This window comes from Streptomyces sp. NPDC047841 (assembly GCF_040704085.1).
Taxonomy (GTDB): domain Bacteria; phylum Actinomycetota; class Actinomycetes; order Streptomycetales; family Streptomycetaceae; genus Streptomyces; species Streptomyces argyrophylli.
Genome location: NZ_JBEYRP010000014.1, coordinates 231,306 through 251,290, shown reverse-complemented (window position 1 = coordinate 251,290; position 19,985 = coordinate 231,306). Strand labels below are relative to the sequence as shown.

Annotated in this window: 18 protein-coding genes; 11 read left to right on the top strand and 7 right to left on the bottom strand. The window is 74.9% G+C overall.

Annotation, left to right across the window (positions count from 1 at the left end; genetic code table 11):
* Nucleotides 1–81 precede the first annotated feature (81 nt).
* Nucleotides 82–2,094 (top strand): AAA family ATPase, encoded by a 2,013-nt coding sequence (locus AB0947_RS24910; RefSeq protein WP_366752552.1) that lies wholly within the window; start codon nucleotides 82–84, stop codon nucleotides 2,092–2,094.
* Nucleotides 2,069–2,623, top strand: coding sequence for an FHA domain-containing protein (locus AB0947_RS24905; protein WP_366752551.1), 555 nt, complete (start codon nucleotides 2,069–2,071; stop codon nucleotides 2,621–2,623). Before AB0947_RS24910 ends, AB0947_RS24905 begins: the two co-directional genes overlap by 26 nt.
* 142 nt (nucleotides 2,624–2,765) lie before the next feature.
* On the opposite strand, the gene AB0947_RS24900 is transcribed toward AB0947_RS24905, so the two are convergent.
* Together AB0947_RS24900 and AB0947_RS24895 are read right to left on the bottom strand one after the other, a co-directional pair.
* Entirely contained in the window at nucleotides 2,766–3,434 is a 669-nt protein-coding gene (locus AB0947_RS24900) for a hypothetical protein (protein ID WP_366752550.1), read from the bottom strand.
* Between the two features lie 218 nt (nucleotides 3,435–3,652).
* Nucleotides 3,653–4,717 (bottom strand): biotin/lipoate A/B protein ligase family protein, encoded by a 1,065-nt coding sequence (locus tag AB0947_RS24895; protein WP_366752549.1) that lies wholly within the window; start codon nucleotides 4,715–4,717, stop codon nucleotides 3,653–3,655.
* Between the two features lie 257 nt (nucleotides 4,718–4,974).
* On the opposite strand from AB0947_RS24895, the gene AB0947_RS24890 reads away from it, so the two are divergent.
* The 5 genes from AB0947_RS24890 (at nucleotide 4,975) to AB0947_RS24870 (ending at nucleotide 10,420) form a co-directional block, all read left to right on the top strand.
* Nucleotides 4,975–6,795, top strand: a complete 1,821-nt coding sequence (locus tag AB0947_RS24890; protein WP_366752548.1) for a gamma-glutamyltransferase — start codon at nucleotides 4,975–4,977, stop codon at nucleotides 6,793–6,795.
* Between the two features lie 113 nt (nucleotides 6,796–6,908).
* Entirely contained in the window at nucleotides 6,909–7,754 is an 846-nt protein-coding gene (locus tag AB0947_RS24885; RefSeq protein WP_366752547.1) for an inositol monophosphatase family protein, read from the top strand.
* Between the two features lie 88 nt (nucleotides 7,755–7,842).
* A complete protein-coding gene (locus AB0947_RS24880) occupies nucleotides 7,843–9,261 on the top strand; it encodes an NAD(P)/FAD-dependent oxidoreductase (RefSeq protein WP_366752546.1) in 1,419 nt (472 codons plus the stop codon).
* A gap of 21 nt (nucleotides 9,262–9,282) precedes the next feature.
* Nucleotides 9,283–9,792: an O-acetyl-ADP-ribose deacetylase gene (locus tag AB0947_RS24875; protein ID WP_366752545.1), complete on the top strand. Its 510-nt coding sequence runs from the start codon at nucleotides 9,283–9,285 to the stop codon at nucleotides 9,790–9,792.
* A gap of 163 nt (nucleotides 9,793–9,955) precedes the next feature.
* Entirely contained in the window at nucleotides 9,956–10,420 is a 465-nt protein-coding gene (locus tag AB0947_RS24870) for a hypothetical protein (RefSeq protein WP_366752544.1), read from the top strand.
* Nucleotides 10,421–10,450: 30 nt separating this feature from the next.
* On the opposite strand, the gene AB0947_RS24865 is transcribed toward AB0947_RS24870, so the two are convergent.
* Nucleotides 10,451–12,010, bottom strand: coding sequence for a PLP-dependent aminotransferase family protein (locus AB0947_RS24865; RefSeq protein ID WP_366752615.1), 1,560 nt, complete (start codon nucleotides 12,008–12,010; stop codon nucleotides 10,451–10,453).
* A 167-nt stretch (nucleotides 12,011–12,177) separates the two neighbouring features.
* A complete protein-coding gene (locus AB0947_RS24860) occupies nucleotides 12,178–12,885 on the bottom strand; it encodes a phenylalanine--tRNA ligase beta subunit-related protein (protein ID WP_366752543.1) in 708 nt (235 codons plus the stop codon).
* 321 nt (nucleotides 12,886–13,206) lie between these two features.
* Between AB0947_RS24860 and AB0947_RS24855 the strand changes: the two genes are divergently transcribed.
* The 3 genes from AB0947_RS24855 (at nucleotide 13,207) to AB0947_RS24845 (ending at nucleotide 16,146) form a co-directional block, all read left to right on the top strand.
* Nucleotides 13,207–14,079 carry a methylenetetrahydrofolate reductase gene (locus AB0947_RS24855; RefSeq protein WP_366752542.1) on the top strand — a complete coding sequence of 291 codons (873 nt, stop codon included), beginning with the start codon at nucleotides 13,207–13,209 and terminating at the stop codon, nucleotides 14,077–14,079.
* An 87-nt stretch (nucleotides 14,080–14,166) separates the two neighbouring features.
* Nucleotides 14,167–15,645, top strand: a complete 1,479-nt coding sequence (locus AB0947_RS24850; protein WP_366752541.1) for an AlkA N-terminal domain-containing protein — start codon at nucleotides 14,167–14,169, stop codon at nucleotides 15,643–15,645.
* A gap of 9 nt (nucleotides 15,646–15,654) precedes the next feature.
* A complete protein-coding gene (locus AB0947_RS24845) occupies nucleotides 15,655–16,146 on the top strand; it encodes a methylated-DNA--[protein]-cysteine S-methyltransferase (RefSeq protein WP_366752540.1) in 492 nt (163 codons plus the stop codon).
* Between the two features lie 39 nt (nucleotides 16,147–16,185).
* On the opposite strand, the gene AB0947_RS24840 is transcribed toward AB0947_RS24845, so the two are convergent.
* From AB0947_RS24840 to AB0947_RS24830, 3 genes are all read right to left on the bottom strand, one after another.
* On the bottom strand, nucleotides 16,186–16,911 hold the full coding sequence (locus tag AB0947_RS24840; RefSeq protein WP_366752539.1) for a Sir2 family NAD-dependent protein deacetylase: 726 nt from the start codon (nucleotides 16,909–16,911) through the stop codon (nucleotides 16,186–16,188).
* A 125-nt stretch (nucleotides 16,912–17,036) separates the two neighbouring features.
* Entirely contained in the window at nucleotides 17,037–17,531 is a 495-nt protein-coding gene (locus tag AB0947_RS24835; RefSeq protein ID WP_366752538.1) for an NUDIX hydrolase, read from the bottom strand.
* A gap of 28 nt (nucleotides 17,532–17,559) precedes the next feature.
* Complete coding sequence (locus AB0947_RS24830) at nucleotides 17,560–18,633, bottom strand: ADP-ribosylglycohydrolase family protein (RefSeq protein ID WP_366752537.1); 1,074 nt, start codon at nucleotides 18,631–18,633, stop codon at nucleotides 17,560–17,562.
* A 166-nt stretch (nucleotides 18,634–18,799) separates the two neighbouring features.
* Between AB0947_RS24830 and AB0947_RS24825 the strand changes: the two genes are divergently transcribed.
* Nucleotides 18,800–19,936 (top strand): glycerate kinase, encoded by a 1,137-nt coding sequence (locus AB0947_RS24825; protein WP_366752536.1) that lies wholly within the window; start codon nucleotides 18,800–18,802, stop codon nucleotides 19,934–19,936.
* Nucleotides 19,937–19,985: the final 49 nt, after the last annotated feature.

Below are 19,985 nucleotides of genomic sequence, written 5' to 3'. Positions count from 1 at the left end.
CCGCCGGGAAGCCGGGCGCGCGCCGGCGGGACCACCTGAGGCGGGCGCGCGGCCCGCAACAGCGCGCATCGGGGAGGAACGATGGACCTGTCCAAGGAAGACCGGCTCCCGCCCTTCGTGGAGGAGCTGACCGGAACACTCGGGGTGCACGCGCAGTACGTCCTGCACGGCAACATCCGTGACCTGCACCTGGTGCGCCGGCGCGGCCGGGACCGGTTCCACTCGCTGCACGACGTGCTCTGGAACCCGCTGCGGGAGAAGGGCTACGAGGCGTTGGTGCTGTGCGACCAGGTCAGCGGCTTCCGGGTGGCGCAGGTCGGTGAGGGCGAGGTCCGCGCGGCCGTTGAGGAACTGCTCCAGGGACCGCACGAGTTCCCCGGCCAGACGGCGGCGCAACGCCAGGCGGTGCTGGAGCAGTTGCGGAACATCACCAGCGGATGGGCGCGGCAGCGGGAGGAGACGGTGCGCGACGGGCGCCGGCTGCGGCCGCTGCGCGTCGCCCTGGTGATCGACCACGCCTCCCGCTTGCTCAGCGACCCCTCCCGGGTCACCCCCGAGGAACGGGACTTCTTCCTCGCCTGCCTCAAACTCGCCGACGAGGTCGAGCCGTTGGAGCCCCGCGTCGGGACCGGTGTCGTACCGAAGGGGCCGGGTCTGTTCAACCCGGTCGTCTGGCTGGCCGAGGGGGAGCGGGACGTCCCCGCGTGGCTGGTCTCCGGCAGCGAGCGGATCCGCGCGGTCGCCGTCCCCGAACCGGACGCGGACGAGCGCACCACGATGGCCGGCCTCCTGCACGAGCGCTACGAGCGCTACCCCGGGCACGGCGCCCGCGACGGCGGTGCGAACGCGGGCGGTACGGACGCCGAGGAGGCGGCGCGGGCGGTCGGCGCGTTCGCCCGGGCGGCCAACGGACTGAGCCTGCGGGCCATGGAGGAGAGCGTGAAGCTCGCCCGCTCCCGCGGCCTGCCGTTCGCCGCCATGCCGGACGCCGTACGGATCTACCGGCTCGGGGTGGAGAAGAACCCCTGGAGCCGCGACGAGATCCGCCGGCGCATCCAGCGCGGCGAGGACCCGCGCAACAAAGGGTCCATCCCCAGCCGCGTCCTGGGCCAGGAGGCCGCCGTGGCGATGACCCTGGACATCCTCAAGCGCGCCGCGCTCGGACTGTCCGGGGCACAGGCCACCAACCCCGGACACCGGCCGCGCGGTGTGCTGTTCTTCGCCGGCCCGACCGGGACCGGCAAGACGGAACTGGCGAAGGCCGTCGCCTCCGTGCTCTTCGACAGCGACCAGGCGTATCTCCGGTTCGACATGAGCGAGTTCTCCGCCGCGCACTCCGCCGACCGGCTCGTCGGCGCGCCCCCGGGCTACGTCGGCTACGAGGCGGGCGGCGAACTGACCTCCGCCGTACGGGAGAACCCCTTCCGCGTCATCCTCTTCGACGAGATCGAGAAGGCCGACAAGGGAATCCTGGACAAGTTCCTCCAGGTGCTGGAGGACGGCAGGCTCACCGACGGGCAGGGTGTGACCACCTACTTCAGCGAGTGCGTGCTCATCTTCACCTCCAACCTCGGCGTGCAGCGCACGGACCCGGAGACCGGTGAACGCGAGTGGATCGTGAAACCCGGTACCCCGTACCAGAAGCTGAAGGCCACCGTCCGGGACAACGTCAAGAAGCACTTCGAACAGGTCATCGGACGCCCGGAGCTGATGAACCGGATCGGCGGCAACGTCGTCGTCTTCGACTTCATCTCCGACGACGTCGCCGAGCGGATCTTCGACCTCCAGGTCGGCAACATCCAGCGCCAGCTGGCCCAGGGCCACGAACTCGTCCTGCGGATCGAGGACACGGCACGGCGCCAACTCCTCGAACACTGCACCCGGGACAAGTGGAACGGCGGCCGTGGCATCGGCATGGTCCTGGAGACGCACCTCATCAACCCGCTCGCCCGGAAACTGTTCGCCGCCCCCGACCTCGGTCCGGGCACCACGGTCGTGGTGACGGACGTACGGGAGACCGACAGCGGACGAGTGGACACGACGGTCGTGCTCAAGGAGGGAGACGCGGGTGACGGAGGTGCACGACTGGGATGACGACGACGAGTGGGAGGTGGGCGCCGACATCGGCTCCCCGGCCGCCGTCTCCCGCCCGTCCCCGCCGCCCGTCGGTGAGCGGTGCCCGGGGTGCCGCAGGGTGGTTCCCGCCGGTACGGCCGTGTGCCCCGGGTGCCTGTCCCGGATCGGCGCGGGTCCGCGGCCGGAGCGGCTGCCGGGCGGTGTGCTCCGGCTCGTCTTCCGGGCCGGCGGCCGGCATCTCGACGTGCCGCGCGGCGGGGAGCTCCGGCTGGGACGCAGCAGCAGCTGGGCGCCCGAGGCGGCGGCGATCCTGGGCGACGAGCAAACGGTCTCGGCCCGGCACGCCACCGTCGTGCACACCGGGGACGGGGCGGCCTGGGTGACCGAGGTCGCGCAGGGCGCCACCAACGGCACGCGCGTCAACGACCGTGTCCTGGTGCCGGACCGCGCCGTTCGCCTGCGCAACGGCGACCGCGTCGAACTCGGCCCCCGGGTCGGCTTCGTGGTCCGCGGCATCGAGGACGACCCCACGGACGCCCCGGACTGACCACCGCACACGGGCACCGCCCGAGCCTCCGGAAGGGCGGCACGAAGTGTTCGTCCTCGGCACTGGAGCACGGTGCTTGAGCTCGGCACGGGGCTGCGTGTACGGGCTTCGGCTCCGGCTCGTCACCGGACCGGTGTGCGGCTCAGCCCCGGCTGCCGCCCAGCGCGGCCACCGCGGACTTCGCCGCCTTGATGGCCCCCTTGTTGATCTCGTCCGTGCCGGGGGCCTTCTTGTTCTCGAAGTCGCTGCCGTTGTAGGTGACGACGACGAGGGCGTTGGCGGCACGGACCAGCACCACCCCCTCACGGGTCTGCTGGCCGTCCTCCGTGGTGAGGTTGACGACGGAGTAGGCGCTGTCGCCGAGGCCGGGGACGACCCCGCCGCCGCTCTTCTCGGCGACCCGCTGCTCGTACTCCTTCTTCGCCTGCTGGTCGGACTCGCTGATCTCGAAGGACACGTCGAGCCAGCGGTAGTCGTAGCCCTGGAGCGCGTTCCAGGAGCAGGTGCGGCGCAGTGCGGTGTCCGTGGACGGTATCTCCTTGCCCGCCGTCTTCGCCCCGGGCACCAGGGACTTGACGGTGCCGGCGGGCACGGCGGAGCAGGGGGCGGGCGCGGAGCTGTACGTCTTCGCCGCCGTGGTGGACGACGGGGCGGCCGTGGAGGACCCGGCGGGCGTCTTCTGGGCCGTCGGGCGCCCGGCGGAGGCGGGCGGCGCCGCCGGACCGGACGTCAGCGCCCAGCCGGCACAGGCGAGCACCGCGACCGGCGTCAGACGCGCGGTGAGAGCGAGCGGCAGAGGAAGGGAACGCACGGCGCACTTCTCGTGGGGGAGGGGGTGCGGAAGGAGTCCGCATGGTGGACGGGGACGACAGTCTCACACGACTCCCTGTGCGGCGGAAGGGCCAACTCGCTGCGTACCCACCCGGTCACGGCCGCCCGTTCACGACGTGCTGCTCTGCCCGTTATGCCCCGCCGCCCGGCCCCGAGCACCACGACCCGCCGACGGCGGCCGGCGCGGCGCGGGTACGGCTACGGCACCCTCGCCGTCCACTCCGGCGAGGAGAACTTGGTGCGGGCCAGCTCCTCGGCCCGGGCCAGCTCCTCGTCGGTGACCTTGCCCCGCTCCAGGCCGTACCGCGCGCGGAAGGACGCGATCATCCGGTCGATGACGGCCTCGCGCGGCAGCCCCGTCTGCCGCCGCAGCGGGTCCACCCGCTTCTTCGCGCTTCTGGTCCCCTTGTCGGACAGCTTCTCCCGCCCGATCCGCAGCACCTCGACCATCTTGTCCGCGTCGATGTCGTACGACATGGTCACGTGGTGCAGTACGGCACCCGGGCCGCCGCCGGGGCCGACGATCCGCTTCTGCGCGGCGCCCGCGATCTTGCCCTGGTCGGTCGCGATGTCGTTCAGCGGCTGGTACCAGGCCCGGATGCCCATGTCACCGAGGGCGCCCAGCACCCAGTCGTCCAGATAGGCGTAGCTGTCCTGGAAGGACAGGCCCTGCACCAGGGACTCGGGCACCGACAGGGAGTAGGTGATCGTGTTGCCGGGCTCCACGAACATCGCGCCGCCGCCGGAGATCCGCCGCACCACCTCGATGCCGTGCCGGGCGGCGCCCTGCGGGTCCACCTCGTTGCGCAGCGACTGGAAGCTGCCGATGATCACCGCCGGGGCGCCCCACTCCCACACCCGCAGCGTCGGCGGCCGCCGCCCCGCGGCCACCTCGGCGGTCAGCACCTCGTCCAGCGCCATGTGCAGGGCGGGCGGCTGCGGGGCCTCGTGGATCAGCTGCCAGTCGTAGTCCGTCCAGTCCGTGGCGTGCGCGAGCGCGCGGCGCACCGCGGTGCCGACACCCTCCGGCGTCAGCCCGTACATCACCGTCCCCGCCGGCAGCGCCGCCTCGATCCGCGCGGCCAGTCCCGCCGCGTCCGTGTCCGCCGGGGCGCCCTCCAGCGCGCGGTCCACCGCCTCCAGCGCCTCGTCCGGCTCCAGGAAGAAGTCTCCCGCGACGCGCACGTGCCGCAGCACGCCGTCCTCGACGTCCACGTCCACGACGACGAGCTTGCCGCCGGGCACCTTGTACTCACCGTGCACTGCCTGGGCCTCCGTCCCTCCGCAAGGGATCAACGCGGGGACCGGCCGTGGTGTTCCCCCGGCCGGCGGGCCGCCGCCGACCACGCGCGCGGCCCTCCCCAGCGGTGGCGCCGCCGGTCCGGAGGTCCGTCCGGGCGGTCGGAAGGGGTGGCGCCGGCCGGTCGCGCCTACCTACCCTGCGGGCAGCAGCGGCCGGCGCCGAGGCCGTACGCGCTGCCGCGCGGGCCCGTCGACGTCCACAGACACCGAGGTCAGGTATGCGATTCACGACCCGTCCCACCCTGAGCGGCACCTTCGGCATGGTGTCCTCCACCCACTGGCTCGCCTCCCAGTCGGCGATGGCGGTGCTGGAGGACGGGGGCAACGCGTTCGACGCGGCCGTGGCCGGGGCGTTCGTGCTGCACGTCGTGGAGCCGCACCTCAACGGGCCGGCCGGCGAGGTGCCCATCCTGCTCGCCCCGGCCGGCGGCGCGGTGCGCGTGCTGTGCGGGCAGGGCGTGGCCCCGGCGGGCGCGACGGCGGCCCACTACCGGGGGCTCGGGCTGGACCTCGTACCGGGCACCGGACCGCTCGCCGCCGCCGTTCCCGGCGCCTTCGACGCCTGGCTGCTGCTCCTGCGCGACCACGGCACCAAGTCGCTGGACGACGTCCTGAAGTACGCCATCGGCTACGCCGAGCACGGGCACGCGCCCGTGGAGAACGTCGGCCTGACCGTCGAGAGCGTACGGCGGCTGTTCGAGACCGAGTGGACCTCCTCGGCGGAGCTGTACCTCCCGGGCGGCCGGGCACCCCGGCCCGGCGCCCTGCTGCGCAACCCCGCCCTGGCCGCCACCTGGAAGCGGCTGCTGGCCGAGACCGCCCGCGCGGGCGGCCGGGAGGCCCGGATCGACGCCGCGCGCGAGGTGTGGCGCTCCGGCTTCATCGCCGAGGCCCTGGTACGGCAGTCCCGCCGGCCCACCCTGGACACCAGCGGCGAGCGGCACACCGGCACCCTCACCGAGGCCGACCTCGCCGGCTGGTCGGCGGCCTACGAGACACTGGTGACGTACGACTGGAACGGCTGGACGGTGTGCAAGGCCGGCCCCTGGAGCCAGGGCCCGGTGCTGCTCCAGCAGCTCGCCCTGCTCCCGCCCGAGCTGCCCGCCTACGGCTCCGCCGACTACGTCCACCTGCTGATCGAGGGCTGCAAGCTCGCCATGGCCGACCGCGAGGCCTGGTACGGGGACGCCGCCGAGGTGCCCCTCGCGGACCTGCTGTCGGAGGAGTACAACGCGTCCCGGCGCGCCCTCGTCGGGGAGAAGGCGGACCACGGGCTGCGCCCCGGCAGCCCCGGCGGCCGTACCCCACGGCTGCCCGCGCAGGCACGCGCGCGCGTGCGGGACGGCGCGGAGCACGGCTTCGACCCGATGGGCGCCGGTGAACCGACCGTGGCGGGGCTGCCCGGCGAGCCCGAGGTCGCCGCCGACGGCACCACCCGCGGCGACACCTGCCACCTGGACGTCGTCGACCGCTGGGGCAACATGATCGCGGCCACCCCCAGCGGCGGCTGGCTCCAGTCCAACCCCGTCGTCCCCGAGCTGGGCTTCCCGCTCGGCACCCGCCTGCAGATGACCTGGCTGGAGGAGGGCCTGCCGGGCACCCTCACCCCCGGCCGCCGCCCCCGCACCACCCTCACCCCGTCCCTCGCGCTGCGCGACGGCGTGCCGGTCATGGCGTTCGGCACGCCCGGCGGCGACCAGCAGGACCAGTGGCAGCTGCACTTCTTCCTGGCCGCCGCCCTGCGCGCCCCCGTCCGCGGCGGCCTCGACCTCCAGGGCGCCATCGACGCCCCGAACTGGCACAACGACAACCACCCCAGCTCCTTCCATCCGCGCGGCCGGCACGCCGGGGGCGTGACCGTGGAGTCCCGCATGGACGCCGGGGTGATCGAGGAGCTGCGGCGGCGCGGCCACGACGTCACCGTCGGCCCCGCCTGGTCCGAGGGGCGGCTGTGCGCGGTGGCCCGGGACCCGGAGACCGGCGTCCTGTCGGCGGCGGCCAACCCGCGCGGCATGCAGGGGTACGCCGTGGGCCGCTGACGGCCGTGCCCGGCCCCGCGGACGGCACCGGCCCCCGCTCTTCATCCCGATTCCACCCCGGGTACACCGGACGGGGGCGGGGATTGTCAGTGGGACGTGCTCTCATGGGGGGCATGATCGAAGAGACGGAAACCATCGAGGAGTTTCTCGCCCGCTGCTCGGCCGACGTGGAGGAGGCGGTCCGCAAGGCCGCCGCGGCCGAGATCCTGCCCCGCTTCCGCCGCCTCGCCGCGCACGAGGTCGACCAGAAGAGCGGCCCGCACGACCTGGTGACGGACGCCGACCGCCTCGCCGAACTGCGGCTCACCGAGGACCTCGGCGCCCTGCTGCCCGGCTCGGTCGTCGTCGGCGAGGAGGCGGTGCACGCCGACCCGGCGGTGTACCGGGCGATCCAGGACGACGTACCGGTGTGGATCGTCGACCCGGTAGACGGCACCCGCCAGTTCGTGCACGGCGACGACGGCTTCTGCACCCTGGTCGCGCTCGTCCGGCGGGGCACCGTGATCGCCTCCTGGACCTACGCGGCGGCACGCGACCAGTTCGCCACCGCCGTCCGCGGCCAGGGCGCCCACCTCGACGGCGAGCGGCTGTTCGCGGGGCCGCCCGCGCCCGGCCGGGACCTCGTCGTCGCCACCTCCCACCCGGACTTCACCACCGACGAGCAGAAGCACGCGCTGCGCTCGCTGTGGACCGAGGGCATCGCCCCGCGCGCGTGCGGCTCGGCGGGCCTGGAGTACCTCGCCGTGGCCCGGGGCGAGCTGGACGCCGTGGCGTTCTCCTGGGAGGCCGCCTGGGACCACGCGGCCGGTCTGCTCCTGGTCGAGGAGGCGGGCGGCACGCACCTCACCCTGACCGGCGAGCCGTTCCGCGTCACCGGCGGCAACGCCCTGCCGTTCACCGCCGCCCGGGACGCCGCCACCGCCCGCCGGGTGGCGGACCTGCTGCGCACCGGGTCCTGACTCCCCGGGACCACCCGGGCCGGGGGAGTGCCGGACCCCCGGCATATCCTGATCGCGAATGACCGTCGGCTGACGAAGGGGTCCGAAGGTGTCGTCGATGCTCGATGCGGTCGTGGTGGGTGCGGGGCCGAACGGACTGACCGCAGCCGTGGAGCTGGCCCGCCGCGGCTTCTCCGTGGCCCTGTTCGAGGCGAAACCCGCCGTCGGCGGCGGCGCCCGCACCGAGGAGCTGACCCTGCCCGGCTTCCGGCACGACCCGTGCTCGGCCGCGCACCCCCTCGGCATCAACTCCCCGGCGTTCCGTGCCCTTCCGCTCGACCGGTACGGCCTGGAATGGCTGCACGCCCCGCTGCCCATGGCCCACCCGTTCCCGGACGGCACCGCGGCCGTGCTCTCCCGCTCGGTCGCCGAGACCGCCGCCTCCTTCGGACCGCGCGACGCGGGCGCGTACCGCAGACTGGTCGAGCCGCTCCTCGCCCACTGGGACACCCTCGTGCGGGACTTCATGTCCCTGCCGCTGTCCGCGCTGCCCCGCGACCCCGTCACCCTGGCCCGCTTCGGCCTGGCCGGGCTCCCGCCGTCCACCTGGCTGATGCGCCGCTTCAAGGACGAACGGTTCAAGACGCTCTTCGCCGGCCTGGTCGGCCATGTGATGGCACCGCTGGGCGGCCTGGCCACCAGCGCCATCGGGCTCGTCTTCGCGCTCTCCGCCCACGCCCGCGGCTGGCCCGTGCCCCGCGGCGGCTCCCAGGCCATCTCCGACGCCCTCGCCGCCTACCTGACCGACCTCGGCGGCGCCGTGCACACCGACTACGAGGTCAAGCGCCTCGACGACCTGCCGCCCGCGCGCGCGTACGTCTTCGACACCTCGCCCACCGCGCTCGCCCGGATCGCCGGCTTCGGCGACCACTACGCGCGCTACCGCTACGGCCCCGGCGTCTTCAAGATCGACTACGCGCTGGACGGCCCGGTGCCCTGGACCGCGCCCGAGGCCCGTAACGCCGGCACCGTCCAGATCGGCGCGAGCCACACCGAGATCGGCACCGCCCTGCGCGCCGTCTCCCGCGAGGGCCGCGCCCCCGACCGGCCGTTCATGATCACCGTGCAGCCCAGCCTGGCCGACCCCACCCGCGCCCCCGAGGGCAAGCACGTCTTCTGGGCCTACGGCCATGTGCCCAACGGCTGGTCCGGCGACCTCACCGACGCGATAGAACGCCAGCTGGAGCGCTTCGCCCCCGGCTTCCGCGACCGCGTGCTCGCCCGCGCCACCGCCGGACCCGCCGAGATGGCCGCCCGCAACGCCAACTACGTCGGCGGTGACATCGCCTGCGGCGCGGCCTCCGGACTCCAGCTGGTGCTGCGCCCCAAGCCGACCCTGTTCCCGTACCACACCCCCCACCCGGCCGTCTTCATCTGCTCCTCCGCCACCCCGCCCGGTCCCGGTGTCCACGGCATGTCCGGACACAACGCGGCCAAGGCCGTCTGGCGGAGACTGAGACAGACCTGACGACCACCAGCCGAGGCAGACATGACCGTCATCACCCTCGTCCAGGGCGACATCACCCGGCAGCACGCCGACGCCATCGTCAACGCGGCGAACTCCTCCCTGCTCGGCGGCGGAGGCGTGGACGGCGCGATCCACCGCCGGGGCGGCCCCGCCATCGTCGAGGAGTGCCGCGCCCTGCGCGCCTCCCGGTACGGAAAGGGCCTCCCCACGGGCCGGGCGGTCGCCACCACGGCGGGCGCACTGGACGCCCGCTGGGTGATCCACACCGTGGGACCCGTCTGGTCCGCCACCGAGGACCGCTCCGACCTGCTCGCCTCCTGCTACCGCGAGTCCCTGCGCGTCGCCGACGAACTCGGCGCCCGGGCCGTCGCCTTCCCGGCCGTCTCCACCGGCGTCTACCGGTGGCCGATGCGGGACGCGGCCCGCATCGCGGTGCAGACCGTACGGAACACGCCGACGGCGGTGGAGGAGGCGCGGTTCGTGCTCTTCGACGAACGGGCGTACGCGGCGTTCGCCCGGGAGGCCGGCTGACGCGCGCCGCCGCCGGCCGGCCCCGGCCGATCGACCGGGGGTCACCCGAACGGCGTATCCCTCGGTGCGCCCGGCGGCTGCCTGGCCAACGCTCGGAGTGCCCACCCGCTCCCCGGGAGCGCGCGGGCATCCGGACGAACGGGGAGGCAGAAAGGACACGCTCATGAGCCAGGCAGCGCAGCCCACCGGACCGACCAGCCCGGGCGGCAAGTGGCCGCCGCGGCAGCCCGGCGCCCGGGGCGGCGCCTGGGCGACCGGCGGCGTCACGTTCGCCGGGGTCCTGATGATGTGCAGCGGCCTCCTCGCCCTCTTCCAGGGGATCGCCGCCGTCACCGGGGACGCCGTCTACTACCGCATCGGCAGCTACATCTACAAGATGAACCTCACCGGCTGGGGCACGATCCACATCGTCATCGGCGCCCTGGTCCTGGCGACGGGCGTGGGCCTGCTCATGCACATGGCCTGGGCCCGCGTCGTCGGCATGGTCCTCGTCGCGTTCAGCCTCATCACCCAGTTCCTGTTCCTGCCGTACGCCCCCGTCTGGTCACTGATCCTGCTGGCCATCGACGTCTTCGTGCTCTGGGCGCTGGCAACCGGTCACGAATCCCGGCACGAAGCGGTGAGCTGAGCCCCCCGCCGGCCTCCGGCCCCGCCCCCGTCACCCCAGCTCACGCAGGGTCCTGCCGAGCAGTGCCACGCCCTGCGCCACCACACCCGGCGCGGTGGCCGCGTAACCGAGGACCAGACCGGGCGGTCCGGGCGCCTGCCGGTGCCAGGACAGCGGCTGGCACTTCACACCGCGTGCGAGCGCCGCCGCCGCGAACTCCGTGTCGGGCACGTCGGAGGCGTACGTCACCGTCAGGTGCAGGCCCGCCGCGGCCCCGTGCACCCGCGCCCCCGGCAGATGCTCGGCGAGCGCGGTGATCATCGCGTCCCTGCGCCTGCGGTGGCGCCCGCGCACCAGCCGCAGGTGCCGCTCCAGTTCCCCCGACTCCATCAGCCGGGCGAGCACCAGCTGCGGCAGCACCGCGTTGCCCAGGTCGTTGAAGCGTTTGGCGTCGGTCAGCGCCCTGCGGTACCGGGCCGGTGCCACCAGCCAGCCGATCCGCAGCGCCGGCGCGAGCAGTTTCGACACACTGCCCAGGTAACAGACCCGGTCGGCCAGCAGGGCGCGCAGCGCGGGGACCGGGGGCCGGTCGTAGCGGTGCTCGGCGTCGTAGTCGTCCTCCAGGATCAGCCCGCCGTCCCGCGCCCACTCCAGCAACTCCCGCCGGCGCTCGCCGCTGGTCACCACGCCGGTGGGGAACTGATGGGCGGGCGTGAGCAGCACGGCCCGGGCGCCGGTCGCCCGCAGCGCGTCGACCCGTACGCCCTCCTCGTCGACCGGTACCGGCGGGGTGGCCAGGCCGCCGTTGCGCAGGTGCCGGCGGGCCCCCAGCGAGCCGGGCTCCTCCACCGCGACCGCGTGGACGCCGTCCGCCCGCAGCACCGGGTGCAGCAGGGTGAGCGCCTGCGCGGTGCCCGCGACGATCAGCACCGCGTCCGGCTCCACACGCACACCCCGCACCCGCGCGAGCCAGTCGGCGACCGCCCGCCGCAGCCGGGGCGCGCCGCGCGGGTCGCCGTAGCCGAGCTGCTCGGCGGAGAGTTCGGCGAGCACGGCCCGCTCGGCCCGCAGCCAGGCGGCACGGGGAAAGGTGGTGAGGTCGGGCCGCCCGGGCGTGAAGTCGACGGCGGCCGGGGCGGCCCGCAACGCGTCGAACACCTCCGCGCCGGGGTCCCCACCGAACAGCCCACCGGGCCCACCGTCGCCTCGACCGGGGGAGCCGACGGCGGCCGGACCGGAGTACGGCCCGGCGGGCCCGTCCGCTCCCCGATCGGCGTACCGCCCTCCCGGCCCGGCGACGCCGGCGCTTCCGGCGGCGGCACCGCTCCCGCCGCCGCGAACGATCCCGCCGCCGCCCGCCCCACGCTCACCCGGCGGCCCGCTCCCACTCGCCGCGTCCCCCGTGCCCGGCACGCACCCGCCCGCGGACCGGTCACCCACAGCCGGCGGTGGCACGGTGGCGAACGGCGCCGCCACCACCACCGTGCCTCCGCGGCGGCGGCCCGCCACCTGGCCGTCCTCGGCGAGACGCCGGTACGCCTCGGTCACCACGCCCCGCGACACGCGCAGTTCCGCGGCGAGCACCCGGGTCGGCGGCAGTCTGCTGCCCACCGTCAGCCGGCCGTCCGCTATGGCCTGCCGCAGCCGTCCGGCCAGCCACTCCGCCTTCCCTCCGGCGGGCACGTCGGCGACCGCCAGTTGCAGGAAGTCCGAGCCGCGCGCAGGCATCTCCACCGTGTCCCGCCCCTCGTCCACCCGCCCATACTGCCCTCGGCCGGTCAGCCGCCGAAGGCGAACTCGGCGGCGGCCGGGGTGAGCACGGCCGCCGCCGTGGTGGCCGCCCAGTGCGCCGCCACCTCCTCCTCGACCGTCTTCAGCACCTCGGCCACGCTCTGCGCGCCGCCCTCGTGCATCGCCTCCGTCACCACCAGCACCCGTCCGGTGTGCGTGCCCACCGCCGAGTGGCCGCTCTGCCGGTGCGTCCAGCGGCGCGCGTGGGCCCGGCCCGCCGAGTCGACGAAGGTCAGCTCGCCGGGTGCCGGATGCTCGACGGCGCCGCCGAACGCCGTGTACGTCTCGTCCCCGAGGGCCGGGCGCACCTCCAGCAGCGGCCCGGTGATCCGGTCGACGTCGAGGACGGCCACCGGAACGGCGTACGCCACCGAGACCGCGTTGCACAGGTCCACCAGCGGATGGATGCGCGGCAGCGCGCCCTCCTTGCGCAGCCGGCGCAGCAGTGACTCGGAGGCGGACCGGTACCGCGTCGGCTTCAGCCCCATCCGGGCGAAGGCCCGCCGCCAGGCCAGCACCTCGGGGAACTCGCCCTCGGTGGCTCCCGCCAGCCGTGCGGCGGCCCGGGCGGTGTACGCGGCGGCGCGGGGCCCGGTGTCCACGGGGGCGCCGACGCCGGCGGCGTACAGCGCACCGGCGGACAGGCCGGGGAAGGCGGCCCGCACCGGTTCGGCATGCCGGAATCGCACGGTCACGCCACCACCGCTCGGGCAGCCGGGTTCGACGAAACGCTCAACGGGACCTCCTCGACGATCGGAACCCCCACCCTGCCCACCCCTTGGCCCGACGACCAGAACCAAACAGGGCCCGCTTCACCGGTCCATAACTCCGCAGACCGAGGCCCACCGGCCGCACCCCGCCCCCCACCAATCGCCCCCGCCCACCAGCCGTCCCGGGCCCCTGCCCACGGAAACACCGCCCCCACGTGACATCATCGGCCGGGCCCGCGCGCCGCCCGTGGCGGGTGCGGTGCGCCGTGTCGCGGTACGAGGAGCACGAGGAGTACGAGGAACACGATGGACCCCGCGCTGCTGGACGACTTCTCGCTGGAGATGACCGGCAAGGACGTGCCCGGGCTGGAGGAGGCGCGGGACGGCATCCCGCCCGGCACCCGGATCAACATCACCTTCCTGGCCGGCGAGGACACCCGGACCCGGCTGGCCGCCGCCCGCGCGGTCAAACGGCTCGGTTTCGTCCCCGTACCGCACCTCTCCGCCCGCCGCCTGCCCTCCCGGGCCGCCCTGGAGGAGTTCCTCGCCGGGCTGGCGGCCGACGGCACCGCCGGGAACGTGTTCGTCGTCGGCGGCGACCCGGCCCGGCCCGAGGGGCCCTACGAGGACGCCCTCGCCGTCCTGCGCACCGGGCTGCTGCGTCCCCACGGCGTCCGGCACGTCGGGATCGCCGGCTACCCCGAGGGCCACCCCGGGATAGCCGACCGGCTGCTGTGGAAGGCGCTCACGGACAAGGCGGCGGCCCTCGGGGCCGACCGGTTCACCGGCGACGTCATCACCCAGTTCGGCTTCGACGCCGACCCGGTGCTCGCCTGGCTGGAGGCCCTGCGCGCGCGGGGCGTGACCCTGCCCGTCCGCGTCGGCGTCCCCGGACCGGCGGGGGTGCGCCGGCTGCTGCGCTACGCCGGCCGGTTCGGCGTCGGCACCAGCGCCTCCGTGGCCCGCAAGTACGGCTTCTCGCTGACCAGCCTCGTGGGCACGGCCGGCCCGGACCGCTTCCTGCACGCACTGGCCGACCGCTACGACCCGGCCCGGCACGGCACGGTGAAGGTGCACTTCTACACGTTCGGCGGCCTGCGGACCACCGCCGACTGGATCACCCGCTTCCGCCACGGATCCGAACGGCCCAGCGAGACCCGACCGACCGCTCGATCATGAGATAAGCGGCCGGGGTCCCTGGCCAGGCCCACATTGATGTCGGATTCCCGCCAGCGGCAGGGGCGCGCGGTGGGCCATGCTGGGCGTATGCAGACAGGGATGCCCCTCGACCGGGAGCACTGCGTACGCGCCGTGCGGTCCAAGGACGCGCGCTTCGACGGATGGTTCTTCACGGCCGTCCTGACCACCCGGATCTACTGCCGGCCGAGCTGCCCGGTCGTGCCGCCCAAGCCGGAGAACATGACGTTCTACCCGAGCGCCGCCGCCTGCCAGAACGCCGGGTTCCGGGCCTGCAAGCGCTGCCGCCCCGACACCAGCCCCGGCTCCCCGGAGTGGAACGCGCGCGCCGACCTCGTCGCCCGGGCCATGCGGCTGATCGCGGACGGGGTCGTGGACCGCGAGGGCGTGCCCGGACTCGCCGCCCGGCTCGGCTACAGCACCCGGCAGGTGGAGCGCCAGCTCCTCGCCGAGCTGGGCGCCGGCCCGCTCGCGCTCGCCCGCGCGCAGCGGGCCCAGACCGCGCGGCTGCTCATCGAGACCACGGCCCTGCCGATGGCGGAGATCGCGTTCGCGGCCGGATTCGCCTCCGTCCGCGCCTTCAACGACACCGTCCGCGAGGTCTTCGCCCTGCCCCCGAGCGAGCTGCGCGCCCGGGCCCCGAAGAGCGGCGCGGGCACCCCCGGCGTGCTCTCCCTGCGGCTGCCGTTCCGCGCCCCGCTGAACCCGTCCAACCTCTTCGGCCACCTCGCCGCCACCGCCGTACCCGGTGTCGAGGAGTGGCGCGACGGCGCCTACCGCCGCACCCTGCGACTGCCGTACGGCCACGGCATCGCCGCGCTCGCGCCCCGCCCCGACCACATCGCCTGCCGCCTCACCCTGAGCGACCTGCGCGACCTGACCGTGGCCATCAGCCGCTGCCGCCGGCTGCTCGACCTGGACGCCGACCCGCTGGCGGTCGACGGCCACCTGCGCACCGACCCGTCCCTCGCGCCCCTGGTGGACCGGGCCCCGGGCCGCCGGGTGCCGCGCACGGTCGACGAGGCGGAGTTCGCCGTCCGGGCAGTGCTCGGACAGCAGGTCTCCACGGCCGCCGCCCGCACCCACGCCGCCCGCCTGGTCACCGCGCACGGCAAGCCCCTGGACGACCCCGAGGGCGGTCTCACCCACCTCTTCCCCTCACCCGAGGCACTGGCCGCCGTCGACCCGGAGACCCTGGCGATGCCCCGGACCCGGCGCACCACCTTCACCACCCTCGTCCGCGAACTCGCCGACGGCGGACTGCAGTTGGGCGTGGAGGCCGACTGGGCGGAGGCGAGGGCCCGGCTGCTCGCGCTGCCCGGTTTCGGGCCCTGGACGGTGGACGTCATCGCCATGCGCGCCCTCGGCGACCCCGACGCCTTCCTCCCCACCGACCTCGGCATCCGGCGCGCCGCGAAGGAGCTGGGCCTGCCGGCCACCCCGGCCGCGCTCACCGCCCGCGCGGAGACGTGGCGGCCCTGGCGGTCGTACGCGGTGCAGTACCTGTGGGCGACGGACAGCCACCCGATCAACTTCCTCCCGGCCTGAAGGGCTTCGATGAACCGCCACACCGTGATCGACAGCCCGTACGAGCCGCTCACCCTCGTCGCCGACGCCGACGGCGCCCTGTGCGGCCTGTACATGGTGGACCAGCGGCACCGCCCCGGCGAGGAGCGGTTCGGCCCGCGCGACGACAGCCTGCCCGTCTTCGCCGAGACGGCCGAGCAGCTGACGGCGTACTTCGCGGGCGAGATCAAGGAGTTCACCGTACGGCTCGGCCTGCACGGCACACCGTTCCAGCGCTGCGTCTGGCAGCAGCTCACCGCCATCCCGTACGGCGAGACCCGCACCTACGGCGAACTGGCCGACGCCCTCGGCAACCCCCGCGCCTCCCGCGCCGTGGGCCTCGCCAACGGCCGCAATCCCGTGGGCATCATCGTCCCCTGCCACCGTGTGATCGGCTCCGACGGCAGCCTCACCGGCTACGGCGGCGGCCTCCACCGCAAGCGCCGCCTGCTGGACTTCGAACGGGGGGCCGTGCTGTTCTGACCCCGGTCCGGCCCCGCCGACGGCGCAGGCCGGGCGCCCTCAGCCGCTCAGGGTGCGCAGGAGCGCGGGCAGCGCGGTGCCGATCGGCTCCCGGACGACCTCGTCGGCCCGGTCGTCGTAGGGCGTGGGCTCGGCGTTCACGATGACGAGGCGTGCGCCGTGGTCGGCGGCCACGCCGGCGAGGCCGGCGGCGGGCTGCACCTGGAGGCTGCTGCCCACGGCGATGAACACCTGGCAGGCCTTGGTCACCGCCACGGCCTGCCCGAGGACCACCGGATCCAGCCGCTCGCCGAACATCACCGTCGCCGACTTCAGGATGCCGCCGCACTCCAGGCACGGCGGGTCCGCCTCGCCGGCCGCCACCCGGGCGAGGGCGTCCTCCATCGGTCCCCGGGCCCCGCACCCGGTGCACACCACGCCGCGGGCGCTGCCGTGGAGTTCGAGCACCTTGCGGGCGGGCATACCGGCGAGCTGGTGCAGGCCGTCCACGTTCTGCGTGATGACCCGGACCGGGACCCCTGACCTCTCCAGCTCGGCGACGGCCCGGTGCGCCGCGTTCGGCCGGGCCTGGAGCGTGCGGTTCTCCCGGCGCATCTGCCAGGACCGCCGCCGGATCTCCGGGTCCGTCATGTAGTACTCGTACGTCACGAGCTTCTCGGCCTCCGGATCGCGCCGCCACAGTCCGTTCGGCCCGCGGTAGTCCGGGATGCCGGAGTCGGTGGAGATACCGGCCCCGCTGAGCAGGGCGACGAGGGGCTTGGCCATGCCATCGAGGGTAGGGCGCGCGGCGCGGCCGCCGCGAGCGGATAACCACCGGGACCGCGGGACGCCGTCGAACGCGTCGTCCGTGCGACACGGAGGGCTGGGCGGTCGTACGGCGGGCCGGGCGGTCAGGCCACCCGGTGGCCGTTCTCCAGCTCCGCCGTGCCCGAGCCGTCCGCGAGGACGTCCAGCGCGGCCAGCACGCGGCGGCCCAGCGCCCCGGGCAGATGGGCGGTGAGGTCCTCGCGGGCGACCAGGCGCCAGGAGAGCAGCTCCTCCTCCTGCAGACGGATGGCCTTCAGCTCGTCCCCGGTCAGGACACCGCCGTCGTACAGGTACGCCACCAGCGGCGGCCGGCCCGCGCCGTGCACCCAGTCCACGGCCAGCAGCCGGCCGAGTTCCCGGTCGAGCCCGATCTCCTCCAGCGTCTCCCGGCGGGCGCCCTGGCGCGGCGTCTCCCCGTCGTCGGACTCGATGGTCCCGCCCGGGAGGGCCCAGCCGTCACGGTAGTTGGGTTCGACGAGCAGCACCCGCCCCCCGGCGTCCCGGAAGAGGGCGGCGGCCCCGGCGAGGACACGGGGCAGGCTCGCGATGTACGCGGCGAAATCCTGGGTGGTGGTCATCAGGAAAGGGTAACCAGCCGGCCGCCGGCTACGTCCCGCTCGCCGCCAGGCGCAGGGTGCGTTCGGCCAGCGCGCTGATCCGCACGCCGTCGAAGCCGAACACCGCGCTGCGCACCGTGTCCTCCAGCGGGTCCCGCCAGCGCGCCGGAATGGCCTCTGCCCCGGTGAGGACCCCGGCCACCGAACCGGCCGTCGCCCCGTTGGAGTCGGTGTCCAGGCCGCCGCGCACGGTCAGGGCGATGGTCCGGGTGAAGTCGCCGTCGCCGTACAGCAGTCCGGCGGTGAGGACGGCGGCGTTCGGGACCGTGTGGATCCAGCCGAGCCCCGCGGTCTCCGCGGACACCGTGGCCAGGGTCTCCTCCCAGGGCAGCCGGGCCTCGTGCAGGCTCGCCACCCGCCGCACGGTCCGGGCCAGTCGGCTGCTCGCCGGCACGACCGAGAGCGCGGTCTCCAGGGCGTCCCGGACGCCCGGGGCGGTGAACGCCGCCGAGATCAGCGCGGCGGCCCACATCGCGCCGTACACGCCGTTGCCGGTGTGCGAGAGCACCGCGTCCCGGCGGGCCAGGCCGGCGGCCCGGACGGGATCGCCGGGGCAGGTCCAGCCGTAGACGTCGGCGCGGATCAGCGCGCCGATCCACTCCTGGCAGGGATTGTCGTACGTCGCCGTCAGCGGCGGTTTCAGCCCGTTGGCGAGGTTGCGGTACGCGGCCCGCTCCGCCGTGAACGTCTGCAGGTACGGCAGCCTGAGCAGCCACAGGTCGCCGACCTGCTCGGTGCTGAAGCCGAAGCCGTGGGTCTCCAGCAGGTGCAGGCCGAGGATCGCGTAGTCGATGTCGTCGTCCCGGCAGCTGCCGTGGATCCGGCCGCGCACGCAGGCGCGCCACTCCGGGCGCAGTACGGCGGCCTCCTCCGCGTCGGCCGGCTCGGGCAGGTAGTCGGTCAGCGGCAGGGCCGCGGCCCGGCGCAGATAGCGGTCGATGCGGTCGCGCGTCCACACCTCGCCCTGCTCCACCGGTTTGCCGAGCATGTTGCCCGCGATCCGGCCGAGCCAGCCGCCGTGGACGCGGTCGGCGAGGTCCGGACCGCTGCGCTGGGTGCTCATGGCAGGGGTGTACCCACTTCGCCCGGCCGGCTCCCCGCTGCTCGACCAGGGTTCGGGCGGGGCATGACGGCGGGGGTGTCCTGCGGTTATGGTCACAGCGGCGCGACTGGCCCCGACGTGCGCGGGGCCCGGAGAGCAAGGGGAAGACAAGGTGGCGGACGCTGCAGTGAACGAGACCCGTCGGGTGCTCATCGCCGCGGACAAGTTCAAGGGCTCGCTGACGGCCGTGCAGGTCGCCGAGCGGGTGACGGCCGGGCTGCGCCGGGTCGTGCCGGATCTCCAGGTGGAGGCGCTGCCCGTGGCCGACGGCGGCGACGGGACCGTGGACGCGGCGGTCGCGGCCGGTTTCGAGCGCCGGGAGGTGCGGGTCGCCGGGCCGCTGGGCGAGGAGGTCACGGCCGCGTTCGCGCTGCGCGGCGGCACCGCGGTGGTGGAGATGGCCGAGGCGAGCGGCTTGCAACGGCTGCCCGCCGGGGTCTTCGCGCCGCTGACCGCCTCGACGTACGGCTCCGGGGAGCTGCTGCGCGCCGCGCTGGACGCGGGCGCGCGGACGATCGTGTTCGGCGTCGGCGGCAGCGCCACGACGGACGGCGGCGCGGGCATGCTGTCCGCGCTGGGCGCGCGGTTCCTGACCGAGGAGGGCGAGCCGGTGCCGCCGGGCGGCGGCGGACTTGCCGGCCTCGCGCGGGCGGACCTGTCCGGTCTCGATCCGCGGCTGTCCTCGGTCGAGCTGGTGCTGGCCAGCGACGTCGACAACCCGCTGACCGGCCCGAAGGGCGCGCCGGCGGTGTACGGCCCGCAGAAGGGGGCCTCGCCGGACGACGTGGAGACGCTGGACGCGGCGCTGGCCCGCTTCGCGAAGGTGCTGGAGGCCGAGACCGGGCCGCGGGCCGCCGAGTACGCGGCGGCGCCGGGCGCGGGCGCGGCCGGGGGCATCGGCTACGGGGCCCTGCTGCTCGGTGCGCGGTTCCGCCCCGGCATCGAGGTGATGCTGGACGTGCTGGGCTTCGCGCCCGCCCTGGAGCGGGCCTCGCTGGTGATCACCGGGGAGGGGTCGCTGGACGAGCAGACGCTGCACGGCAAGGCGCCGGCGGGGGTCGCCGCGGCGGCGCGGGCGGCGGGCAAGGAGGTCGTGGCGGTGTGCGGGCGGCTGGCGTTGCCGGCGGAGGCGCTGCTGCGGGCCGGTATCGCCCGGGCCTACCCCCTGACATCCGTCGAGCCCGACGTCGCCCGGTGCATCGCGGACGCGGGGCCGATCCTGGAACGGGTCGCGGCGCGGCTGGCCGAGGACCACCTGGGCTGAAGCCCTGGGGCGCAGCCCTCGGATCTCCGGTGCCGCCCACCCGTCGGCC